General features: G+C 66.6%; 25 protein-coding genes, 1 pseudogene and 1 other annotated feature. Of the genes and pseudogenes, 7 read left to right on the forward strand and 19 right to left on the reverse strand.

The window, feature by feature from the left end; translation table 11 throughout:
* Positions 1 to 130: 130 nt before the first annotated feature.
* The 10 genes and pseudogenes from EXE63_RS00750 to EXE63_RS00790 all read right to left on the reverse strand — a co-directional run.
* A protein-coding gene (locus EXE63_RS00750; RefSeq protein ID WP_168140392.1) for an IS3 family transposase occupies positions 131 to 1,386 on the reverse strand; the annotation gives its coding sequence in 2 pieces (ribosomal slippage) (positions 131 to 1,092 and positions 1,092 to 1,386; 1,257 coding nt in all).
* Positions 971 to 1,102 (reverse strand) — a sequence feature (AL1L pseudoknot). It overlaps the preceding gene by 132 nt.
* Positions 1,387 to 1,602: 216 nt before the next feature.
* The gene (locus EXE63_RS00755; RefSeq protein WP_168140393.1) at positions 1,603 to 1,866 is read right to left on the reverse strand and encodes a hypothetical protein; all 264 of its coding nucleotides are present in this window, start codon (positions 1,864 to 1,866) and stop codon (positions 1,603 to 1,605) included.
* A complete protein-coding gene (locus tag EXE63_RS00760; RefSeq protein WP_168140394.1) occupies positions 1,867 to 2,097 on the reverse strand; it encodes a hypothetical protein in 231 nt (76 codons plus the stop codon). It abuts the gene before it with no gap.
* 146 nt (positions 2,098 to 2,243) lie between these two features.
* A complete protein-coding gene (locus EXE63_RS32645) occupies positions 2,244 to 2,669 on the reverse strand; it encodes a DUF6283 family protein (RefSeq protein ID WP_366515269.1) in 426 nt (141 codons plus the stop codon).
* A 14-nt stretch (positions 2,670 to 2,683) separates the two neighbouring features.
* Positions 2,684 to 2,905: a hypothetical protein gene (locus EXE63_RS00765; protein ID WP_168140277.1), complete on the reverse strand. Its 222-nt coding sequence runs from the start codon at positions 2,903 to 2,905 to the stop codon at positions 2,684 to 2,686.
* Positions 2,906 to 2,921: 16 nt separating this feature from the next.
* A complete protein-coding gene (locus tag EXE63_RS00770) occupies positions 2,922 to 3,299 on the reverse strand; it encodes a type II toxin-antitoxin system VapC family toxin (protein ID WP_436277432.1) in 378 nt (125 codons plus the stop codon).
* A gap of 2 nt (positions 3,300 to 3,301) precedes the next feature.
* The gene (locus EXE63_RS00775; protein ID WP_168140396.1) at positions 3,302 to 3,523 is read right to left on the reverse strand and encodes a FitA-like ribbon-helix-helix domain-containing protein; all 222 of its coding nucleotides are present in this window, start codon (positions 3,521 to 3,523) and stop codon (positions 3,302 to 3,304) included.
* A 287-nt stretch (positions 3,524 to 3,810) separates the two neighbouring features.
* Positions 3,811 to 5,271: an IS607 family element RNA-guided endonuclease TnpB gene (gene tnpB, locus EXE63_RS00780; protein WP_168140397.1), complete on the reverse strand. Its 1,461-nt coding sequence runs from the start codon at positions 5,269 to 5,271 to the stop codon at positions 3,811 to 3,813.
* Complete coding sequence (locus EXE63_RS00785; protein WP_168140398.1) at positions 5,264 to 5,848, reverse strand: IS607 family transposase; 585 nt, start codon at positions 5,846 to 5,848, stop codon at positions 5,264 to 5,266. Before EXE63_RS00785 ends, tnpB begins: the two co-directional genes overlap by 8 nt.
* Before the next feature lie 42 nt (positions 5,849 to 5,890).
* Positions 5,891 to 6,067 (reverse strand): annotated as a pseudogene (locus EXE63_RS00790) (DUF1942 domain-containing protein); the annotation flags it as partial.
* Positions 6,068 to 6,322: 255 nt separating this feature from the next.
* Between EXE63_RS00790 and EXE63_RS00795 the strand changes: the two are divergent.
* The 4 genes from EXE63_RS00795 to EXE63_RS00810 all read left to right on the forward strand — a co-directional run bounded on the left by EXE63_RS00795 (position 6,323) and on the right by EXE63_RS00810 (position 10,978).
* A complete protein-coding gene (locus EXE63_RS00795; RefSeq protein ID WP_168140399.1) occupies positions 6,323 to 7,210 on the forward strand; it encodes a hypothetical protein in 888 nt (295 codons plus the stop codon).
* Between the two features lie 180 nt (positions 7,211 to 7,390).
* Complete coding sequence (locus EXE63_RS00800) at positions 7,391 to 7,954, forward strand: hypothetical protein (protein ID WP_168140400.1); 564 nt, start codon at positions 7,391 to 7,393, stop codon at positions 7,952 to 7,954.
* Between the two features lie 1,564 nt (positions 7,955 to 9,518).
* Positions 9,519 to 10,541, forward strand: coding sequence for an EspK C-terminal domain-containing protein (locus tag EXE63_RS00805; RefSeq protein WP_168140401.1), 1,023 nt, complete (start codon positions 9,519 to 9,521; stop codon positions 10,539 to 10,541).
* A gap of 26 nt (positions 10,542 to 10,567) precedes the next feature.
* Positions 10,568 to 10,978, forward strand: a complete 411-nt coding sequence (locus EXE63_RS00810) for a hypothetical protein (RefSeq protein ID WP_209999683.1) — start codon at positions 10,568 to 10,570, stop codon at positions 10,976 to 10,978.
* A 17-nt stretch (positions 10,979 to 10,995) separates the two neighbouring features.
* Here the strand turns inward: EXE63_RS00810 and EXE63_RS00815 are convergent, their stop codons facing one another.
* The 4 genes from EXE63_RS00815 to EXE63_RS00830 form a co-directional block, all read right to left on the reverse strand.
* The gene (locus EXE63_RS00815; RefSeq protein WP_234904102.1) at positions 10,996 to 11,634 is read right to left on the reverse strand and encodes an HNH endonuclease family protein; all 639 of its coding nucleotides are present in this window, start codon (positions 11,632 to 11,634) and stop codon (positions 10,996 to 10,998) included.
* 220 nt (positions 11,635 to 11,854) lie between these two features.
* Positions 11,855 to 12,613: a DUF2637 domain-containing protein gene (locus EXE63_RS00820; protein ID WP_234904103.1), complete on the reverse strand. Its 759-nt coding sequence runs from the start codon at positions 12,611 to 12,613 to the stop codon at positions 11,855 to 11,857.
* A gap of 289 nt (positions 12,614 to 12,902) precedes the next feature.
* The gene (locus EXE63_RS00825; RefSeq protein WP_168140404.1) at positions 12,903 to 13,919 is read right to left on the reverse strand and encodes a hypothetical protein; all 1,017 of its coding nucleotides are present in this window, start codon (positions 13,917 to 13,919) and stop codon (positions 12,903 to 12,905) included.
* Between the two features lie 81 nt (positions 13,920 to 14,000).
* Complete coding sequence (locus EXE63_RS00830; RefSeq protein ID WP_168140405.1) at positions 14,001 to 14,267, reverse strand: hypothetical protein; 267 nt, start codon at positions 14,265 to 14,267, stop codon at positions 14,001 to 14,003.
* Positions 14,268 to 14,407: 140 nt separating this feature from the next.
* On the opposite strand from EXE63_RS00830, the gene EXE63_RS00835 reads away from it, so the two are divergent.
* Complete coding sequence (locus tag EXE63_RS00835) at positions 14,408 to 14,794, forward strand: hypothetical protein (protein ID WP_168140406.1); 387 nt, start codon at positions 14,408 to 14,410, stop codon at positions 14,792 to 14,794.
* Positions 14,795 to 14,834: 40 nt separating this feature from the next.
* On the opposite strand, the gene EXE63_RS00840 is transcribed toward EXE63_RS00835, so the two are convergent.
* The 4 genes from EXE63_RS00840 to EXE63_RS00855 all read right to left on the reverse strand — a co-directional run bounded on the left by EXE63_RS00840 (position 14,835) and on the right by EXE63_RS00855 (position 17,143).
* Positions 14,835 to 15,245, reverse strand: a complete 411-nt coding sequence (locus EXE63_RS00840) for a hypothetical protein (RefSeq protein WP_168140407.1) — start codon at positions 15,243 to 15,245, stop codon at positions 14,835 to 14,837.
* A gap of 154 nt (positions 15,246 to 15,399) precedes the next feature.
* Positions 15,400 to 15,570 (reverse strand): hypothetical protein, encoded by a 171-nt coding sequence (locus EXE63_RS00845; protein WP_168140408.1) that lies wholly within the window; start codon positions 15,568 to 15,570, stop codon positions 15,400 to 15,402.
* Positions 15,571 to 15,699: 129 nt separating this feature from the next.
* On the reverse strand, positions 15,700 to 16,110 hold the full coding sequence (locus tag EXE63_RS00850) for a hypothetical protein (protein ID WP_168140409.1): 411 nt from the start codon (positions 16,108 to 16,110) through the stop codon (positions 15,700 to 15,702).
* Positions 16,111 to 16,180: 70 nt separating this feature from the next.
* Complete coding sequence (locus EXE63_RS00855; protein WP_168140410.1) at positions 16,181 to 17,143, reverse strand: DNA cytosine methyltransferase; 963 nt, start codon at positions 17,141 to 17,143, stop codon at positions 16,181 to 16,183.
* A 380-nt stretch (positions 17,144 to 17,523) separates the two neighbouring features.
* Between EXE63_RS00855 and EXE63_RS00860 the strand changes: the two genes are divergently transcribed.
* Both EXE63_RS00860 and EXE63_RS00865 read left to right on the forward strand, forming a co-directional pair.
* Entirely contained in the window at positions 17,524 to 17,913 is a 390-nt protein-coding gene (locus tag EXE63_RS00860; RefSeq protein WP_168140411.1) for a type II toxin-antitoxin system VapC family toxin, read from the forward strand.
* A 116-nt stretch (positions 17,914 to 18,029) separates the two neighbouring features.
* The gene (locus tag EXE63_RS00865; RefSeq protein ID WP_168140412.1) at positions 18,030 to 18,992 is read left to right on the forward strand and encodes a hypothetical protein; all 963 of its coding nucleotides are present in this window, start codon (positions 18,030 to 18,032) and stop codon (positions 18,990 to 18,992) included.
* A gap of 62 nt (positions 18,993 to 19,054) precedes the next feature.
* On the opposite strand, the gene EXE63_RS33200 is transcribed toward EXE63_RS00865, so the two are convergent.
* Positions 19,055 to 21,070 carry an autotransporter outer membrane beta-barrel domain-containing protein gene (locus tag EXE63_RS33200; RefSeq protein ID WP_168140413.1) on the reverse strand — a complete coding sequence of 672 codons (2,016 nt, stop codon included), beginning with the start codon at positions 21,068 to 21,070 and terminating at the stop codon, positions 19,055 to 19,057.
* Between the last annotated feature and the right edge of the window lie 416 nt (positions 21,071 to 21,486).

A 21,486-nucleotide genomic window follows, 5' to 3' on the forward strand; every position in this document is an offset into this window, starting at 1 on the left:
ATCACACACAGCCACACCGCGACGACCAGCACTGCTGAACCCCGCCACACCTCAGACCTGGTTGCAGCCAGAACCACCGGCTCCGCGGTCGGCGGGAGGTGAACCGTCCTGGTCTGGATAGAGACCTCGGTTATGCCACCTCCGCTGTTGAGGCGACGGTGTGACGGTACCGGTCCTCGTACTCCGAGGGCGAGAGATAGCCCAGGGCCGAGTGCAGGCGGGTGGTGTTGTACCAATGCACCCAGGCGGCGGTTTCGCGTTCCACCTCGGCGCGCCCAGTCCAGGGCTGGGCCCGATTGATCAACTCGGTCTTGTAGAGACCGATCGCTGATTCCATCAGTGCATTGTCCAAAGCATCACCGACCGAGCCGATCGATCCTGCGATTCCCGAGTCATGCAGAGCATCGGTGAAGACCAGCGATGTGTACTGACTTCCGGCATCGGAGTGATGGATCAAACCCGTTGTCGTAAAACGGAAATCGGTTCTGCGACGGGTAAACACAGCCTGTTCGAGCACGCTGTGAACCAGCGGTGTCGCCTTGGTCGACATCACCCGCCACCCCAGAATTCGGCGTGAGTACACATCCACACAGAACGCGGTATAGACGAACCCCGCCAAGGTCCAGGTGTAGGTGAAATCGGCCACCCACCATTGATCAGGCCGTCTCGGAGCACCCCACTGGCGGGCGATCAGATCGGGATGGCGCGGTGCGCCCGGATCACCGGTCGTGGTGACCGTGGTGCGCCGCCGGCCACGAACGGCTCCGCTGATGCCGCAGATGCCCATCAGCCGGCTGACCTGGTCACGGCCCACATCATGGCCTGCATGTTTCATCGCGTGCCACATCTTGCGGACCCCGTAAAGCCGCCGGTTGGACACAAACAACCGGTGCACGGTGTTGGCGGCGTGCGCCTCGGTCCAGGCAGTGTCGCTGACCGGGCCGCGGGCTTTGGCCGCGTAATAGGTGGACGGGGCGATCTTGACGCCGTAGCTGGTGAGCACGGTGCAGATCGGGTCGACCCCGAACTGGTGACGGTGGGCATCGATGTAATCGACGATCACCGAAGTCGGCGGTCGACCTCCGCCGCTGCGAAAAACGCTGTCGCCGTCTTCAGAATCTCATTGGCCCTGCGTAGCTCGGCGTTCTCTCGGCGCAACGACTTCAACTCCGCAGAAGAATCCACAGCCCCATCGACAACCGCCGAGTCGCTGCTGCCGTAGCGATTCTCTACCCAGTTGCGCAACGTAGCTTCATTGATTCCGAGGATCTCGCCGACATACCGGCGGGCCCCTCGCTTGGAATCCCCAGTCTGGGAAATCCGGTCCTGATACATCCGTACCGCCCGCTCACGGGTCTCTGGGTCAAACTTCCTCGGCGCAGCCACAACAACATCCTCCTGGTGCGTTCACGATCTCCACCAGACCCAGGACGGTTCACGGGCAACCCGCCGCGGCCAAAGCTTTCACCGACGCCGAACACGACCAAGCTCATCAGTACGCCGAAGCGACCGGCGGAACCGTTGTCCCCACTCCCACTTTCGCCGCCATCCGGATACACCACCGACCCCCAACGCAACCTGGTACCGCTGCCGGTGCAGTAGCTAGGGGTGAGGGAAGATCGCTTCAATGCGTGGACCGTCGGTGGACCAAAACACTTTGAATGGTGGGTGGCCGATGACAGGTAGTCGCATGCGAATTCCGTCGGCGGTGGTAATCGCGGTGGAGAGACCCTGGGCTTGGCCGGGGACTCGGAAGATCAGTTCGATCGTGTCCAGGACGGCGTTGTACAGGTCTACATCGGGGCCTTGTTCGAGAGCGTCCAGTTGGCCATTTGCGACCTGAGAGTAGTCGGCCTCGATGCTCATCTACCTGCGCTGGCGCGTTCGGCGGACAGTCGGGGAGGCAGAGGCCCGGCCGAGGAGGTCACGCAATTCGGGATCGGAGTCGTACTCCTGCTGCGCATCAGTGACGATGCGCGCAGGCTGCAGGAGAATGCTGCCGTCCTCGTTGACGCGCATGAGGAAGCGTCGGCTGGGATGACCAGGCAGGACCGCGCGGCTGCGCGCGTCGGTCTCGATGAGCGCAGGTTCAGACATGCCATAACTCTATCCCACTTTCCCACTTTGGGACAATGGGCGCAGATGCTCCTCGGCTCAGGCTTCCCCGCAGAAGAGCAACACGGGCGATGTCGACCTGCCGGTCCTGCGCGACCCTCCTGGCCAGCGCCGACCAACCGTCGCACTCACGACGGACCGCTGATGCTCAACCCATTCCGCGCCGCCATCTCCTCATAGGAATCGAACAGATCAGGCCACTCACCACCCGGCCGGAGAACCTCCGCAGGCAGGCGACCGAGCGCGACTGCCAGCCGGACACCAAGGTGATTGATGCCGGCGATCGCCAGCCAACCCGCGCACGCACGGTCACGACCCGGCTCCGACTTGTGGCAAGCGAAAATTGGTGCGCCGAGTGCCGCTTCGTGTCCGGGTGCTCCGGCTGTGGTCCGCAGGGCGTCGTACCGTTCGGCCGGAAACTCCCCGGCGGGGGAATCCCTGCGCCACGGGCAGTTTGCGCACGGCCGCACGCAGTGCGCCAACTCGTCGCCCCGGTTGTGCGCGGACCCATCCAGGTCGGGCTCGGCGTGCTGGCCGAGACTCTGTGACGTCACGACGGTGTCCAGTACTACGCGGCACCACCGGCGATGACGGTCAGCACCGGCTTGCCGCCGGCCGCGGTGGCCGGGGCGGCCGGCTCGTTGAGCAGGTCGTAGGCAGCTGACTTGATGGTGACTATGTCCAGTGGCCCGAGGTCATTGACGCGCCCCAGGAAGTCCGCAATGTCCTCAGGGCTCATACCGCCATCCAGGTATCCCTGGATCACGTTGCGTTGCAATACGTTCAACATCTTTCCACCCTCGCTCTCAGTTCGCTACGACCATCACTGGACATTGGACATCTGCGACCGCGCCGAGCTTGGCGTCCACGGTCACCACCGGGCATCCCAGCGCTTCGGCCAGCGCTACATAGCTGGCCGCGCCCGCGTCGAGGACCTCGCGCAGCTCCCAGACCCGCCCCAGGAGCCCGAGCCCGCTGACGCGCCGAACGCCGAGATCCCGCCACACCGCCATAGCGGCATGCGCGGCCTTGCCGTCGACGACGCCCTGGGCCATGCAGCGTCGAAGGCCGTTGGTGACCTCGACGTCGATCGCCTCCGGCGCCCAGACACGTTCCTCGGCCATCGCTTTGCGGGCCTGGCCGGCATGGAGCAGCGCGGTCAGCGCGGCGGAAGCGTCCATCACGATCACCGGGACTCGCGGCCTTCGTTGACCGCTGAGACGATGTCGTCGGTGTCGACGTTCAGATCCGGCAGCGCCCCGAGGAGATCAGCGTTGTCGGCCCGGCGGGAGGCTTCGGCCAGCTCACGCATCGCGTAGGTGTTGACCGAGACTCGTTCCCGGGCGGCGAGCCGCTCCAGGCGTTCCACGACGTCATCCGGCACGTTGCGCAGGTAAACCGTTCCCATGTTGCACAATGCTAGCAGAGTGCAACAGTCTGCGTCAGGCTGGCGGCAACACCGACGCACTCGGCGCCACGACCACCGGAGGCAACACCGTCTCCGCCGGGCCAGGCGTGACCGGAGTGCCCGAGCTTCCCGCCGCCGCCGGCACATGCTGCACAGCCGCCGGCACCAACCCGCCACCAGGAGCCGTCGCCTCCACATCAGCGGGCGGAACCGGCGTCCCAGCGCTCACACTCGGATCCACCGGAGTCCGTTACCTTTTGTTGAGCGAATGTGAGTGCGCTCGTTCATCAGGCAGCCTCGCCTTGCGGTGAGGCGGTCCCCGTCTGGTCCACCGGGTGGTGGTGCGGGGTTGACGTTTCATCGCCTGCTGCGTCGCCCGCTGGCGCGGGTTCGGTCTCACGCATGGCTCCGCGTCCTTCCACCGGGCCACTCCCGGCGGGACTCTGTTCACCCGGGAGTGTGGGTACGCCGAGTCGGGCGAGGTTGATCGCGGCACCCAGATCACGATCGATCCGGGTACCGCAGTTGTCACATTCGAAGACTCGATCGGCGAGGGTGAGGTTTGGCTTTCGCCTCCCACACGCTGTGCACGTCTTCGACGACGGGTAGAACCGGTCAGCCTCCACCAAATAGGAGCCGTACCAATGTGTCTTGTAGTCCAGCATGCGCCGGATCTCGGCCAGGGCAGCATCAGCCAAGGCGCGGTTGAGGCCCCGCTTGCGCGATCCGCCCTTGGCTCGCATGCCTGCGGCGTTCAGAGTTTCGACTACCACCACCTGATGCTGCTGGGCCAACGCGGTGGTGGCCTTGTGCAGTACGTCGTGGCGCACGGCTGCGGCGTGGGCGTGTGTGCGACCGATCCGGGCCTGAGTGCGCCGCCACCGTTTCGAGGGCTGCAGGCGGGTCCGGGCCTGCGGGTCGTAGGGGCCCTGCTGGCGGGCGGCTCGGCGCTGCAGCGCCCTCAGCCGGACCTGGGCGGCGGTCAGCGACTTCGGTGCAGCAACGCGGTCGATCTCGGCCCCTCCGGGAGTCGCCACGACAAGCAGGCTGTCAGCTTTCACCCCGACATCGACCCCGACAATCGGATGGGGTGATCGCCGCGCGTGCGCGGGTCGGGCCTTGGCTGTGACGATGGTCTGTAAGGCGCAGTACCAACGCCCGGCGCTGTCTTGGCGCACGGTGGCCGACAAGATCCGCGCCGTCCCGGCCTGGGTTCGGCGGGCCAACTTACGGGTCGATTCATGGGTGCGGACCGCACCGAGGCGCGGCAACGTGACATGACGGCGATCGGCCTCGATGCGAATCACCCCGGTGGTGAACCGCACTGAGCGCGGGGTGCGGGCCGACTTGAACCGCGGGAAACCGACTGCGCGGCCGGCCCGTTCACCCTTGCGGGACTTCGACCACGCGTCCAACCCGCGGGCCAACCCATCCAGGCCAGTGTTGTAGGCCTCCTTCGAATTCTCCGCCCACCACGGCGCGCACAGAGGTTTGCGCTGATTCCACACCTTGCGCAACGCTGGCAATGACCACCCCACCACCGGGGTCAGCCGATCCTCGCCGATGCCGTAGCTGCGTTCGGCGACCCTCTGGTCCATCACCGCTTTCACCAAAGCGAGCATGTGATTGTGCGCGAATCGTGCCGCACCGGCATGAGAAGCCAACGCCCGCAATTGCGTCGGTGTGGGATCCAGGGCGAAGCGATACGCCTGCGCGGTCCAGCCCTCGGGAATCTCGAACCTAGCCACCGCCAACAACCTCTGCCTGCTTGGTGGCCGTCACCGCCCGCATCGCCCGGTTGCGCGCCCCGCGGCGTCCATACAGCCGCGCGCACATCGAGGTTAGCACCTCGATCATGTCACGCACTAAATCATCGGCGGTCTCGCCCTGATCGGTGACGACTACCTTGCGACCCTGCGCGGACAACGCGGCTTCGAGATACTCAACCCCGAAGCGCGCGAGCCGATCACGGTGTTCCACAACCACCACCGAAGCAGATGGGTCTGACAAGACCCTGCGCAACTTGGGACGTTTCCCGTTCAGACCGGACCCGACCTCGGTCACGACCTCACCGACCACATGTCCGTTCGACGTAGCCCAATCAGTCAGCCGTGCAACCTGCCGGTCCAGATCGGCCCGCTGATCATGCGACGACACCCGCGCATACACAACAGTGCGACCAGCCTCCCCGCTAGCCGCAGCGTCGACCCAGATCGTCCCCGACTCCAACCGGCGAGCAGGAACCGGCATCCGACCCTCACGGAACCACCGATACGCCGTCTGCGGATGCACACCACTCGCACGCGCCCACTCAGCCAGCTTCACACACTCACTAAAACACACATTCGATCACGAATACTCACATTCTGACGAGCAGTTCGAACCCTGCGGCGTCGCCACCCCAAACAACACTCGATAGGTCTGGCCACTGCGCGACGCCCGCGCGTTCAGGTTGGACACGATGGGCTGAACGGTGCCGCGCACCGCGGTGTCGGTGGCGGTTGCTTCCCATAGCGTTCCGGCGGGTACGTAGGGGATGGTGTCCCTGGGTCGGACATGGCTTCACCAGAAAGCTCACAGGGGCTGACGCCCAAATCGGCCGCCGCGCATGGAGATTCTTTGCCCAGCCACCCAGATCACCTCGCCAGCCCCGACATCGGCGCATCCAGCGCGCATATTGGCGCAAACGCACACCGAAATCGCGGCCCTCCCCAGCCCGTCACGATGCCCCCACCAGCGACGATGGCACGTCCCACCGTCACGGGCCATAACGCCACACAACGCCCATAGGCTCGACCGATGGACTGGCCGAAGGCACCCGGACGCGACAGCCGCCACAGCGGCGCGTTCGAGATCAGCTGGCCGTACCGCGACCACCATATGATGGACTTCCTCGCCCACGCCACCGGAGACGCCATCGTCGACGAGCACGCACTGTCCGCCGAGCTGGCCGCCAAGCGCCGCCGCCGCGGCCACCTCCACACCCCGTACCCGCCGTTCAACTGGCGTCACCCCGCCGCACATCCCGGTTGGCGCTACACCCGATCCGAGCGCCGAGCCCTACGCGCAGCCACCATCCGCTGGCCGGCATCACGCCAAGACCTCGCCGCCTACGCCAACCGCGACGTCCTCGAAGCCGAGTGGGACACCCGCTTCACAGGCGACGGACCCGTGCACGCCGGCGCGGCCGCCCTGGTGTGGCGCGAACCCAACGCCGTCGCCGCTGCGTTCACATCGGCCAAGTCTGCGCGCCACAGCCGACTCTGGAAGACCGACTTCCTCGACGCACACAGCGCCCGCCTCGACGTCGACGCCGTCATGGCCCGCATCGCCACCACTGCCCACCGCCTGTGGCGCACCCACGCCGGCACCCACCTACATCTGGGCCCCACGGACACCACCACCTGGGCAGCTCTGCTGGCCACCGTCGACCACCTCACCGACTACGCCCGCGCGCTCAACGGGCGCGCCGATCTTCTCCTCGCCTACCGCGAGGTCCTGCGCCTGGAGAACGTCGACGACGCAGCGATCCGCATCGAGTTCGGGCTGCCTCTCGACGACACCACACCACTGAACCGCAGCGCACTCGATCTCGACCTGAACGTGGAGCTGACCGCGCTCGTCTGTCAGTTGGCTCGATCGGCCCTCTTCGACGAACAAGAAGACATGGCGCAGTCCTCGGGTTGACCTGCCAAAACAGCGTACTGTTGCAGTGTGCTAGCATAGTGCTAACACTTGGCAACGACAGTGGACCAATCACCCACACCACGCCAACGACCAGAAGGAGGCCCCAAGATGTTGCAAAACGCGCAGTTGGACGCCCCATTTACCAGTGACGTGGCATTCGGCGAGGGATACCATTTCCCCATGGACGGAAATGCGCCGATCAGCGCGCCTCCCGGGCCCCCGGCCCCGTGGCCGCAGTCTTACCCTCCCGCCAAGCCGGCGCGGCGGTGGCTTCCCGTCGCCATCATCGTCGCAGCGATCATCATCGCCGCAGCCATGGTCAGTGTCGCTGTCCTGAGCAGGGACACCAACAACGCCGCCCCCGCCGGCCCGGCACCCACCGCGGTCGGCAGCGCACCCGCTCAGGGCGCCGCCACGGAGGCCAGCTCGACCTGCGACGCATGGCCTTCCACGAAGGCCGCGCTCAACTCGATTCCCGCTCTGCCAGCCGGGTGGAACTGGGATACGCCGAACATCGACGTCTACGTGTCGAATCAGAGCGCAGCTGTGACCAAGGCGCTGGACCTGTTCGAGCCCGAGATCGCGGCTGCCGATCCACCTCAGGTGGTAGAGGCCGCCAAGGCCTACGTGTCCGAGCGCCGGCTGGCGATGCAAAAGCTCATCGACCGCACGTACACCTCAGCCGATGGTGTGCCTGGCAACGTCGCACTTGCGAAGCTCGATCAAGTGTGTGGTCTGAGCTAGGGCTTCGGTCGAGGACGTGACTCCAAAGCCCACTACGCCGAACGCATCTGAGCTGCTGCAGAACTTCTGGGAAGACTCCCTTGAACCTGCGGACTTGATGCGACGCTCCGTGGAGATGACCAAGCTGTCGGGTCAGCTTGTCGCCACGTCCCAGGATGGCCAGGTGGGCGCTATGAAGCTGCTCAATTATGGGCAGGGCGATTTGGCGAACGTCATTTCTGGGGCGTGGACGAAGTATTTCGTCAACGTGGGCCTAGTGGGGGCCCAGGTCGGCCAGGCAGCGGGATGCCTGGAGGCCTGGGCCTCCGCGCTCGGCGCTATGCATGCGGGGATGGCCGGTGTCGTCGGCTGGGCCGAGTCCGCAATCGCGGCACTCGAGGCCGCACGTCCGGCGGCTATGGCCGCGGGCCAAGACGTCGACGCCATGATCGAGCAAGTCAAGAACGAGGCCAAGTCGCAGATCATGGCGATCTCCAACGCTGCGATGGGTGCGCTCGCTGCTCTACCCAGCTGGGCCGGGAGCATCCCCACCGCCATGCCAACGCCAGGCGGATCTCCGGGTGGTACAGGTCAATCCAGTTCCGGTGCTGCGGTAGCGGACGCCGGCCCCAACGCACCGACGCAGTCCCTTTCGAACACCACCGGGTCGGCAGGCAACGACGCCGGGCCCAACGCATCAACCCAGACTGCTTCAAACACCACGGGATCCGCAGCCAACGACGCTGGACCGAACGCCTCGATCCAGCCCGCCTCAAACACAACCGGCACCGCAGGCAGCGACGCTGGACCGAACGCCACCCCCGCGGGGCTTTCGAGTTCGGGAGGCTCAAGCGGTGGCGGCATGGGCGCCGGATCCGGCTCGGGAGGCGCATCAGGCGGAGGCGCGCCGTCCACCGGCTCAGGTGGCAGCGGTACGCCGGCGGCAGCTGGGTCGTCGCCTGCTGCTGGTGCTTCGCCAGCCGCGTCATCGTCTTCGCCTGCGGCAAGCTCGACCTCCCCTTCGTCGACTGGGGCGTCTACTGGCGGATCCGGGACGGAAGGTTCAGGGGCAGGTTCTGGGTCGGGGTCTGGGTCTGGGTCCTCCTCTCCCGCTGCGGCACAGCCGGTTTCACAGTCTTCGGGATCGACCGGCGCGGAGGCTCCTGCAGCTGCTGCGGCGCCGGCGGCCTCACACTCGACTGCAGCTGCGTCGACAGCCGGCGTAGCTCCTGTTGCTGCTTCCGCGGCGCCTGTCGCGGCAGCAGCGGCGGGTCCCGCGGCGGCCGCGCCGATGTCAGCAGCAGCTCCGATGAGTGCCGCCGCGGCGGCCCCGCTGGCGTCGACGGCTGGCGCGGTTCCTGCGCCTCCCCCGCCGGTGTCTCCGTTGTCGCCGGCCTCTCCGGCGGGCGCGATTCCGCCTCCGCCGCCGACGATGGCAGCTCCTCCTCCCGCTGCGGGTGTGCCCGCGACGGCGACCCCGGGTCCTGCTCCAGCACCCGCGCCCGCTCCGGCGCCGGCGCCGGCCCCCGGTCATGGCCCACCGCCTGGCCCTACTGCGCATACTGCGCCGCCGTCGTCGACGCCGGTGTCCAATGCTTCGCAGCAGCAGAACCCGGATCCGTCGGTCCCCCCGTCGGGCGGTCCCGCGGTCGGCGGTGGGGTTGGTGGTCCGATCATCGCTCCGCTGAGCGGGCAGGATCCATTGGTCGTCCCGGCCGTGCTGGCGCCACCGGTAAGCCCGATCGCCGCTCTGGGCGACGAGGACCTTGCGACGGTGCGCAGAGTCGTGGAGGCGGCCGGCGGCGCGGCCCGCGTGCAGTGGGCCGCCGGCATGGTGGTCACCAGCGGACGCCGCCAGGTCGTGCTGACCTCCGATCGCGGCCGTGGATGGGTTCCGGCAGAAGCGTTCATGCCCGCCGACGTTGTGATGCCGTGGTCGCATGAAGACTCGGCCCGCTGGGAGGGCCTGGTGGATCCGGCCCGGGTCATCGTCGAGTACGCCGCCGCCGCGCAGGGTCAGTTGACCGCGCTCGCGTCGACATTCTCCAGCGCCCCGGGAGTCGCTGCCGGAGTCCCGTGGGCGTTCGTCGACGGGACCGATCGGGCGTATCCCGAGCTGCTCAGCGGGCCAGTGGTGACTCGCTTCGAGCTGCAGGTCTCAGATGCGCGGCGCCGCGCCGTCAAGCACATCGTGGACTCGGTCAAACAGCGCGAGCAGGTGCTGTGGCTTGCCGTGAACGCTGATGAGAAGGCCGGACCCGCAGACGAGCGGCAGCGCATGCTGACTACGTTCCGAAACAACTTGGGGCGCATCGACAATGCCCGGTGGGTGGCGTCCTTGCCGTGGGAGCGGCTGGAGGAGGAATACCACCAGCTGTGCGTGCAGGAGAAGGCCGCGCGGGTCGACGTACGTGACGTCGAGGTGGGCCAGCTCGACACCGCCGGTGGCGGGTGCCGGCCCCTGCTGGCACAGGCCTACGCCACCGAGGCCGCCCTGGCGCTACGCAACCCCGTAGCGGTGCGGGCGTTGGCCGATGCGACCTACTCGTGGAGCATGCTGCTCGACATTCAGACCACAGAACCCACCTCTGCGCTCGTCGGACGGTGAGTTGAGCGGTGGCCAGCGTCCCGTTGGTGTGCGCACTCCTGGCCTCGAAGTACGCGGCGATCTTGGACGCACTGTGCGGCGAGCTGGGTGATGCCGCGGTGGTGCGCGTCGGGCCGGCCGACGCCGAGGAGCCGTATCCGCCACACGTCCTGGGCCCGGATGAGCTTCCGGGGCCGCCGCCGGCACGCTACGTGATCGAGTGCGTCCTGCCGGATGGCCACCTCCTGCACGTGTCGGATCACCGACGGTACGGGCTGCGGAAGGTGGCACGCCCGGCGGACGCGCCGGATGCGTGGATCGTGGAGATCTGGTCTCGCCGTGGCGACTTCACTTCAGGGCTGGTGGGCACCGCTACCAGTGACGAGCACAGCGTGAGTGGACTGCTCGTTGCGGTGCGGGATGCGCTGCACGTTCACGGCATGCGTGCCGTCAGCTGATCCGCTGCCCGGCCACTCTACGCGCAGGCGTTGATCGCTGCGGTCTTCTCGCTCACGGTGATCGGCAGGTCGTACTTCACATTGACCGCCAGGTACTCCTTGGCGAAGAGGCAGCGCGATTCGGGCAGGGAGGGAGACCACTCATCGAGCGTCGCATCGCTTTTCGCTTGGTTCACGCTGGAGGACAGTGCGCGAAGTTCAGTGAGGTCGTTGGCGAAGATCTGACGCTTGGTCGGATCCCATTGCCAGGCACCAGCATTCCACGCTCTATGAAGAGAAACGGTATGGTCGATCTCAACGTCATCGAGGTCGACGCGTTCGCCGCTGTAGGGATCCTGTAACCAACCGGCGATGACCTTGCAGTTTCGGGTCCCTGCCTTGAACGTGGTATCGCGCAGATCCCTTTGTAGAACACGGGATCTCGTGTCACACCCGGTGTGATCGGTTGGGTCGTTCCACGCTGGCCCGAACACGCACGCCTTACCCTTCTTACAGCTGCGCTCGTAGCCCGGCACGTCGTCGATGCGGTCGACGACCCTGATCTGATCGAGCAGTGTCGCGAGATCTCCGGAGGGAGCTGGTGCGGCGATCGCCACTGTGTCACCGCGGTATCCGAGGTCCAGACCGGGGTGCAGCCAGGCCGCGATCGCCACCACTGCGGCCGCAACCGCTACAGCCCCACCACGCTTGCGTCGACGCCGAACCATCTTGATGTCCTCCCGGAATTCACAGTGCCTGCTCAGGTTATCCGCCGGTTCGGACAGAAATGCTTGCCGCGAGCCTCTGAATTCGACTGCCCGTCATTGCGTTCCCACGAAGAGGGCGTTGTTCAGCGGCGATGTCACGTCCCCGGCGTTCGAGCGGTAAGCCCCTGCTCTATTGCGAAGCCGGACTGTCCGTAGCGGGGGCCTGGCCCATCGCTGCGGCACCGGCCTGCAGGAGCTTGCTCACGGTCTCATGGTGCAGGCCGGTCTTCTTGTTGATGAACCGTTTCGACTGGGCGCCGTCGTGCGCGAGTTCGAGTACATCGGCGATCTGCTCGACCGGTCGATCCGCGATCGCCTTCTGTGTCGGGTTCTGCTCCTTCACCCTGTGCGCGACCTCGACCCAGTACCGACGCCGGTACGCCGCGCGCTGCGCCTCCTGTGTTTCCTGGTGTGCTCGAACAGCTTTGATGGTCATTGGGCGCACGCGGCTGAGGATGGCCGCGCCGTGAGCGGTCGCGAGGAGGCTCACCGGTGGCACAACACCGATCGCAGCTTTGAGCCACGGTTCCAGCTCGGCGGTCGGCGGAAGAGTGGCGTGCAGAGCATTGGCGCCGACGCTGGCCATAGCGGCCAAAGCCAGTACCCACCAGAAGAATCGACGGTTCGAGCGCTGCTGTTGCCCGTACGCGCCCAATGCGAGCACGGCCATCGTGGCGCTCAGGATGGTCCCGTCGACGATGATGGGCCACAGCGGCGCAAGGCTGCGGTTGTAGCCGGCACGGATCGCGAGGTCGGTCAGCGACGCGAAACTCAGGATGAACGAGGCGATTCCGATGATCGCGGTGATACCGACCGCCGCGAAGCGAGTCGCGCGCAGCATCTTCGCCGACCCTGGGGCGGCCAGGACCTCCTCGTCGCCCGCGAGCACCAGGTCGTCGTCAGTGACCGGGACCGTCGGCGCGGCCGTCAGTGGTGCCATCGGCATCGTGGATGCCACGGATGATCCGTTGCGGGCGGGGTGTGTGTCTAGTGGGGCGTCGTCGACGACTGTCATGGCGTCCTCAGGGTTCGGCGGCGAAATCGAGATGTCACGGGTTTTGGTTTACTGAAAACGGCTGGCACACAATGCCAGTACTCAGCACCATCACCGAAAGCGTAACACCGTCTCGGCGCCTATCCGGGGGCCGCGACCACCGGAAATGACAGAGCCCCGGCCGCTAGTGACCCGAGGAGGTCGAGCCGCCGGCTGTGCCGAACGGCGGCTCTTCGGACTCGATCTCCGGGATCGCTCCGAACGTCTGCTCGACCCCCGGCGGGCCGTCGTAGAGCTTGTCCTCCGGGAAGATCGCGGGGTCGCGCTTGCTCGACTCCCCGCCGCCCTGCTTGTTGCCGCCGTGCATGCCGTGCATGGGCATCATCGGCATCATCGGCATCCGGCTGCCGGCGGCGCCCGCCGGCGACCCGCCACCGGGCGCTTGCAGAGCGCTCGCCTGCAGCGCACTGGATCCGTTCATCGGGGTGATCGGGCCCTCTAGGCCTGCCGGCATCGTTGTACCGGGGTCCATGCCGCCGCCCCCGCCACCGCCGCCGAAGCCACCCCCGCCAGCACCGAGGCCGTCGAGGCCGAGATCCGGCGCGGAGACCTCCGCGGACGCCGATTCGGCGACCTTGCTGACGAGTTGGCCGACCTGCTCGCCTGCCTTGCCCACTGCCTCGCCGACCTTGCTACCGATCTGCGAGAGCTGCTGGGAAAGCTGCTGGGCGATCTGGGAGCCGGTCTGCATGCCCATCTGCATGACCTGCTGCATCATCTGCTGAGACTGGTCCCCGCCGAGCATCTCCTCGGCCTTGGCCTTGGCTTCCTCATCGATCGACTCGGGATCCAGCTGCCCCGCCACGTCCGAGCCCGCCAGGCCCTGGCCCGGGGTGCCGCCGTTCTGGAAGCCAGCCGCGTTCTGAGCGTCTTGGCTCTCGATGCTCGACATGCCCTGCTGGGTCGTGCCGTTGAGGTCAGTGGCCCCATTGCTCAGGGCAGGACCGGCGGGTGAGAGACCCACCTGCAGCTGTCCGGTCAACATGGAAATTTGGTTGCCCACCGGGCTCGACGCTCCGGGCGGGGACAGCGCAGAGGACACCCCGCTGGACAGGTCTGACCCCGCCTGAGTGCCCTTGTCGCCCAGGTCGTTGGAGCCGCCCCGAAATGCCGGCAGATCGAATGTCAATGGCTGACCCATGGACGTCAGTTTAGCTGCAGGAACGCGCTGGAAGGGCGGCGATCACAGCCAGTTCTCTGTCGTTGGCGGCCGACTCAGACGTTAGATCCGGGTAGGGAGATCCGGCCGGGACGCGGCCGCGGAGAGGTCCAGCAGCGCAAGGAGTGTCCGGCGGGCGTCGAGGTCGGTTGGGTCGTCGTGCAGCTCGTCGCAGGCGATCTTGATGCGTCGTGCGTGGGCGCGTTCATCGAGCGGTGGGGTGGCCTGCAGGAGGACGTGGCGGACGTTGGTCTGGGCGACGGGATCTAGTGGTGCGCAGTACAGGTCGTCGCAGGCGACCTTGATCTGGTGAGTGAGCGCGTCTGTCATTGCAACCCCCGACCGATAAGCAACTCGTGTTGAGTTGTGTACTCAACTGTTCTTGTCACTATAGACGCGTGGCGCGGACTATCAAGGCGTGTTGTCATCAGCTCACGAGAAATGTTGAGCCTCAGGGTTAACCTCCAGTGGTGGCTTTCGACGACCTCACCGCTGAGGACCTGGCGGCCGCCAGCAGGCGGATTGCTGCAGACACCCTTCACTCGGCACGCCTCGTTGCCGCCGAGTACCTTGTCGCGGGCCCGGGGGCGAGTGCGGGCGACGCTGCCACCGCGGTCGACGTCCTCCTCGCGCGTGATCCTGCGGACAGCCGCTTCGAACTGCTCCAGGCGTTCGAGAAACCCTGGGCCGCGCTGACTATCCGAATCCTCGCACCGGTTGCCGACCCCACATCCGCTATGCAGGACGCCCGCGACCGGGGTGTCACCGCGGCGGCGATCGCCAAGGCGCTCGGGGTCACCCAGCAGGCGCTCTACCAGAATCCGCGGTACGCCGACATCGTGCGGAAACCGCGCTAACGCGACCTCGTGTCCACTCTGCCGAACGACGCCCTGTGCGTCAGCACGAACGGATTTGGTCGATACTCTGAGTGCGATTGGTGTCATCTCGGCCTTGTGCGCGTACGACGCTTCTCCTGACGAAACCGCTTCCACCGTCCAAGTTGATCTTTACGAAGGCAGTTTCCGTCGGCGTGGTGCCAGAGAGGTCCTTCACATAGGTGGTCGCGGTGGATTGGCAGATTGCGGTCACGGTGGAGTTCGCCGGCAGTGTCCATTTCTGGGATGGAGCGGTGGTCGTGTTGGCGAGGATGTCGCTCGTGGAGTCGAATGGGGCGTCGTACACGGGAGCCTCGCTGACAAGGATCCCCGGCCAGCCTTCGGCGCCAGGCTTGTCATCACTGCACGCCACTGCGGCGCCGCTGACGAGAAGCGCGGCAAGTATCAGGTCGACTGTCTTGGTGATCGCCATTCTGGGCCTCGTTTCAGTTGATGGGGCGTTCCCGAGGGAAGTACCTGGCCGATCAACCATTTCCGTCAGCGTTTGACGAACAATTCGCGCGGATGCCCCGCTGACGGCAATTTGTGAAACTTTGTTTCAAAGTTTCATCCAAGAACCGGGGCCCCTATGAGGTCCGAGTGGCGGCCGCCTTGCTGATCTGGTTTTCGTACTTGATGTCGCTTTTGTAGTCGATGACGAGGCCGCTGGCGTAGTGCTTGAGGACGTGTTCGGCGACGACGCGGATGGCCGTGTCGGTGCAGTCTTCGTGGTGGAGGCGGGCGAGGTAGTCCTGCATGCGTGGGGTGAATTGGCCGTCCTTGGGGTCGATGATGTCTTCGCCTGCAAGAAAGTCGGTTTGGGCATCAGTTGAGTAGCCCGACGTTGATTTGGCCGGAGAATGGGCCTTCTTGGATGCCGCAGTAAGTCATGCGCGGGTCCCCTGTGCTTGGGGGTTGGCTGGGTCTTGCGTTTCGGCGGCGGTGCCGGGGGCGGCCGGTTCGACGTTGGCGCGCCAACCCTTGTCGATGGGGGCGTCGTGGGCGGGGATGGTGACGGTGCGGTCGGTGCCGGAGAGTGTGCGGCCCGTCCTGGTTTCTGCGGGGACTGGTTCGTGTGGGACGAGGTCGTGGCGGATGACGATGTGGCCGTGTTCTTCCAGTGAGCCGAAGGTGCGACCTTGTTGGCCGTGGGCGGCGTGGCCGTCGATGAGGAAGACGGGGAAGGTGCTGTGGCCTCGGCGCGCCATGTTCGGGTGTTCGTGGCCGTATTGGACGCGGCCGGCCTGGACGAGTTCGAGGGCTTCGCGTTGCCGGGGTGAGAGGCGCTTGGGGGTCATCGTGGTGCTCCTTGGCTCGCTGGTTGGGCGGGGACGACGGCCGCGGCGCTCCGTGCCGGTTGGCGGGGGTTCATGCTGCGCCTGCGAGTGTTTCGCCGAGGCTGGCGGCGACTCGGTGTCCGAGCCAGCGGGCGATGGGGACGGCGACTGCGTTGCCGATTTGGCGTTTGACGTCGGCGCGGTTGCCGGTGAATGCGTAGGTGTCGGGGAAGCCCTGTGCGCGTGCGCATTCGCGGTTGGTGATCATGCGGTGGTAGGTGCCGTCGGTGGTGACGGTGGCTAGGCCGTGGTGGTTGCCGCCGGCGGTGATGGCGGCCAGGGGGTGCTGGTCGGCTCGGCGCGGTTTGGCGTTGCGCCGGTAGACGACGAGATGGGGCGCGTTGGGCTCGACGATCTGGTCGATCTGCGGGGAGACGTAGAGCCTGCGGGTGACGGGTTTCCCTGGGTCGGAGTCGAGGATCGCGGCGGCGGCAACGGGGGGCAGGTGGGGCAGGGTGAGGTCGACGTCACCGTTGCGAGTGAAGATGCCGAACCAGCGCTTGCGGCGTTGCGGCAGACCGAAGTCGGCGGCGTCGAGGATGGCGGTCTGGGCGTGGTAGCCGAGGGCGGTCATGCCGTCGAGCCACCAGTTGTAGAGCACCCAGTCGGTGAATTCTGGGACGTTCTCGACGATGACCGCTTCGTAGGCGTGGACTTCGGCGGCGGCGATGACGGCGAATGCCGTTGCTCTGTCGACTGCTCCGGCGTCTTGGCGGCGCAGTTCCTGGTCGACGGGCAGTTTCTTGCGGCCGCCGGCGGGTGTGTGCCATACGCACGATGGCGATGCCCACAGCAGTGTGGTGGTGGGGAATCGGCGCATATCGGTTTCGTGCAGGTTGGCGAGGTGGTGTTCGGCGTCGGGGTGGTTTCGGCGGTGCGTTTCGACGGCGCGGTCCCAGTGGTTGGCGCAGGCGCGGACTTCCCAGCCTGCGAGGCGGAGGCCTTCGGAGGAGCCGCCGGCGCCGGAGTAGAAGTCGGTCGCGGTCAGTGTCATGGGGTTAGCCTCTCCCTGAAACGGCTTGTCGTACGGCCTTTTAGCGGCCCCGAAGCTCTCTGGTGCCACCACGGTATCACATGGTGTAGCACCTCTCGCCACTAGTGCTACACTTGTTTCATGCCGACTACGCGACCGCGTCATTTTGTGACGGAGACCGACGACCTTGCGGAGGCCTTGGACCGCGCTGCCGAGCGTTGGCCTGGGCTTAGCAGGCCACAGCTGCTCGTCCGTTTGGCGCTGCAGGGCGATCGGGCGGCGGTTGAGGCGCGAGAAGCGCGCAGAGATCGTCGGCTGGCGGCGATTGCGGAGTTGAGTGGTTCTATGAGTGGGGTTTACGGGCCGGGTTACTTGTCGGATCTGCGTGAGGATTGGCCGTCGTGATCGTCTTGGATGCGTCGGTTCTGGTCGCGTTCTTCAGTGGTGCGGATGCTCATCATGTGGCGGCGACTGAGCTGTTGGCTGCGGCTGGCGCCGAGGATCTTGTCGTGAGTTCGATGACGTTGGCGGAGCTTCTGGTGGGGCCGGTGCGGGAGGGTGCGGTTGATGCGCTCTTGGAGGCGCTGGCGCGTTTGGAAGTTGGTGAGGAGTTGTTTCCTGAGGACGTGGCTGTGCGGCTTGCGCGTTTGCGGGCTGAGACGGGGCTGAGGATGCCTGACTGCTGCGTGTTGCTTGCGGCGGAGTCGGCTGGGGCGGAGACGGTGGGAACCTTCGACGGGAGGCTTGGGCAGGTTGCGCGGGGCCGGGGTTTGACGGTGGTGGGTGTATGAGTTTGCGGCCGTTGCGGTTTGGGTGTGTGGACCTGGGCGGTCTAGACGACGCGTTTGATTGGCGCACCGACGGTTTCTTTCGGGCTCTTCGGTGCGACGGAGCGACGGTCAAGGGCGTGGCCAGTGACGCGGAAGCGGTCGCGGAGCTTCTGCGCCGCGCCGGGGTCCTGGAGGCCGATGGTCCGGTGTATCACGCGCGGCCGAATCACGAGGTCGTGGATTTCGGGTGGCTGTCGGAGGCCGCCGCCGATGCGGACGATCTCGGCGGGGAGTTCGACCGCCAGCTCCGAGAGGGTCGCCCGGCCGATCTGGCCGGGCGGCTAGAGTCACTTGCTTCCGAGATCCCGGCCAGCCATGGTGAGCGCGTGGAGTTGGCGCGGGTGCGTGCCCATGAGTTGAATGTGTCTGCTCCGCAGACGGATTCGCATCGTGTGTTCATGCCGCCTTCGGGCGATTCGGACGTGGGGGCTCTCGGGGTTGATGGTGCTGCGACGCGGGGGTGGGCGACGTGGGCGGAGTGGGTTGAACCGCGGCTGTTGGTGTGCACGAACGATAAGTCGTGGGGTGACATCGATCGCAATCCTCGAAGGGACACGGTTGTTCGCGTCGCGGAATGGCTGCGCGCCGCCGTTGCCGGCGGCGACGTGGATCGTTGGCTGGTGAAGATGTTCGCGGGGGAATCGGTGTTTCTGCAGCGCTTGGAGGGGCCGGCGGGCCCGGTATACCAGGTAGGTCCTGGCACCCATCGTGTGCACGCCGCGCGGATTTGGGATCTGCCGTGCGTGTTGGGCCGCGTGCATGTGGATCGGCTGGCCACGCCGTTACTGCCGCGTACGCCGCTGTTGGAGGCGTTGTGGGATGGCTTGTGCCGCCGCGGCCTCCTGAGGGCAGGTACCGATGGTGATCGGTGGTACCTGCAGTCAGTGGTCGCCGACTGGATGCTGACTCCCCCGGCGGTGGCCACCCAGTGGAACAGGATGTACGAGCGCGTCTACCCCGGTGCGCTGCAGGCGGTGACCGGGTTGTCGCTCGACGAACTGTGCGACGGCGACCGGTGGGTCAACGCGCTACTCAGGTAGCGGCACACCCGGGAGGTATGTCCGTGTCCCCAGTTCGCTGCGAATGTCATGACGTGCGGTAACTAGGCGGCCGCTGCGTGTTTCGGGGTGGAGTTGCTTGCCGCGGCGTGGCGGGGCGAGGTGTCGGAGGCGTGCTTGGGTGTCGACGTGCCGCCTGCAGTGTCGCCCTTGGTGTTGTCGGTACCGGCCGGTGTGCGCGTCGTGGAGGTGGTGCGGGTCAACGACGCGTCGTCGTCCTTGTCGGCGGCCCGGGCGGGGCGCTTGGTCTCCTTATCCGCGGCTGAGTCGGTCTTGGTGCCTGGCTTGGGCTGGCCGGCCTTTTCGGTGGTGGTCTTCGGCTCGTCGGCCTTCTCGGTGGTGGTGTCGCTGCTGGCGGCGGGGGTCTTCGGTTCAGTGGCAGGGGTTGTGGCCTCGGGCTCGGGCGCCGCGGTGACGGCTTCCTCGCCGGTGACGGCTTCCTCGCCGGTGTCGGTCTCGGCCGGGTCTGTGGTTTCGACCGCGGTGGTTTCTTCCTCGGTGACTGTGGCTGCGGGCGGCGTGGTTTCGGCCGCGACGTCAGGGTTGGTGGGTTCGACGGAGGTGGCCGGGTCGATCTCTTCAGTGGCTGCCGGCGCTGACGCCTCCAGGACCTGCTTGCCGGTGACATCGGTGGCGCTGGCGTCGGTGACGGTGCTGTCGGCGGTCTTCGTGGTGAGGACGTCCTCGGCGGCGGCCGCGGGCGACTCGGCCTGGGCCAGTTGCAGGGTGACGGTCTTGGCCGCGGGTGCGGCGAAGGTGCCGGTGATGGCGGATCCGATGTCGAGGATGGTGGCAATGGAGCGGAAGCCGGCGTTGGCGGCGAATGCGGCACCGTCGACGAGGCCGTTGACCGTGGCGGCCAGGGCGTGGGGCAGGTTGTAGACGATGGAGGGCAGCCCGACTGCGCGCATGATGCCACTGGCTGCTGTCGCCAAACCTGAAGTGAGAGCGGTGATGACGTTGGCGCCAGCGGTGGTGATGTCGGCTGCTGCGGTGAAGGGCACCGACGCCAGAGAGCCTACGGAGCGTACCGCGGTGGTGACGGTGCTGATGCCTGCGCCGACGAGCACGGAGATGGCTGTGGTGTAGCTCGCGGCGCTCAGTGGTGCCGAGCCGATGGTGTTGATGACGTGCTGGATGGCGCCGCCGCCGGTGCCGTCGCCGATCCAGGTGGCGATCGCGTCGGAGGCGCCGTCGGCGACTCGGCCCAGGGCGGTGCTCGCTGCGTTGACGATCGTTGTGGAGGCGCCGTTGACGCCGGCGACGGCGGCGGTGACGGGCGCGGAGACGATGCCTTGGACGGCGGTGAGGAGGCCGTTGATGAGGTCGAGGTCGGTGAGGGTCTTGCCGGCGCCGATGAGGCCGTTGAAGGCGTCCAGGGCGTTGGAGACCTGGGCGGTGACGCCGCGGACGACGGTGTTGGTGACCGAGAGGACGTTGGTGCCGAGGTTGTCGACGGCGCCGATGCCCTGGGTGAGGAGCAGGCCGGCGATGTCGATGGGGGCGTTGATGAGGCCGGTGTAGCTGGGCAGTGCCAGTGGGTTGTTGACCACGGTGGCCACGGCGTGCAGGACCGAGCCGAGGGACCCAGTGATGGTGGAGGTCAGGAGGTCGGTGAGCTGGCCGGTGGTCAGGACGATGTCGCTGTTGGCGGAGTCGACGGTCGTGGCGAGTTGCGAGAGGCCGTTTCCTGCACTGCTTTTGAGGGTTCTGATGATGGCGAGCAGCGGCTTGCTGTCGGTGGCGTCGATCAGGCCTGCCCACAGGGTGTCGTTGAGTGAGACGGCGGAGTTGAGGGCTCCGGACAGGGTTTGGCCGGGCGCTCCGACGAGGTTGGTCACCGTGCCCGACGCGGAGTTCAGGGCGGCGTTGAGGTTGGCGACGAGTGCGTCGACGTCGGCGGGGTTGATCGCCGCGGCGAGCTGCAGGCGTGGTGCGGCGATGTTGGGTACGGCGATGTCGCGCATGGCGGGCGCGGGGAGCATCAGTGGGGTGAAGGCGAGGGCGACGGCGGTGGTGAGGGCCAGTCCGGTGGGCATTGCTGAGCGGGCGGTATGCATGGCGGCTCCTGATGGTGGCCGGCCCTTCCCGGGCGGGCAGGTCTTCACAGGCGACTTTTACCTGGTGTGGGGAATTTACCAGCCACGGTAAGTCTGCTCAGGGCTTCACGAGTAAACAACTGGGGACCCACGCCTCGCGCCGGCGGGCAGCGGCCCGCTCGAATAGTCCGCCGGACTGGTGTTTCTGGGGGTGGGGCCATGCCATCACCCCAGGTCGTGTGGTTGCGAGGCGGTGCAACGTCAGCTGCGCGCGCTCGGACGGTTCGGGGGCCGTTTACGGGGCTGTTGGCGGGCACGGTCGAGCGCACGCCGGGGACGTGTCATCACTGCTGTTCAGGAGTGCTTTTTCGTGCGATCCGTTAGCTGGCCGGGCACGGCGCAACGTTCAGCGCTGTTGGCGCTTCAAGCCGGTTCGA

Origin of the sequence: Mycolicibacterium frederiksbergense (genome assembly GCF_012223425.1) — a bacterium.
In the GTDB taxonomy this organism is placed as follows: Bacteria; Actinomycetota; Actinomycetes; order Mycobacteriales; family Mycobacteriaceae; genus Mycobacterium; species Mycobacterium frederiksbergense.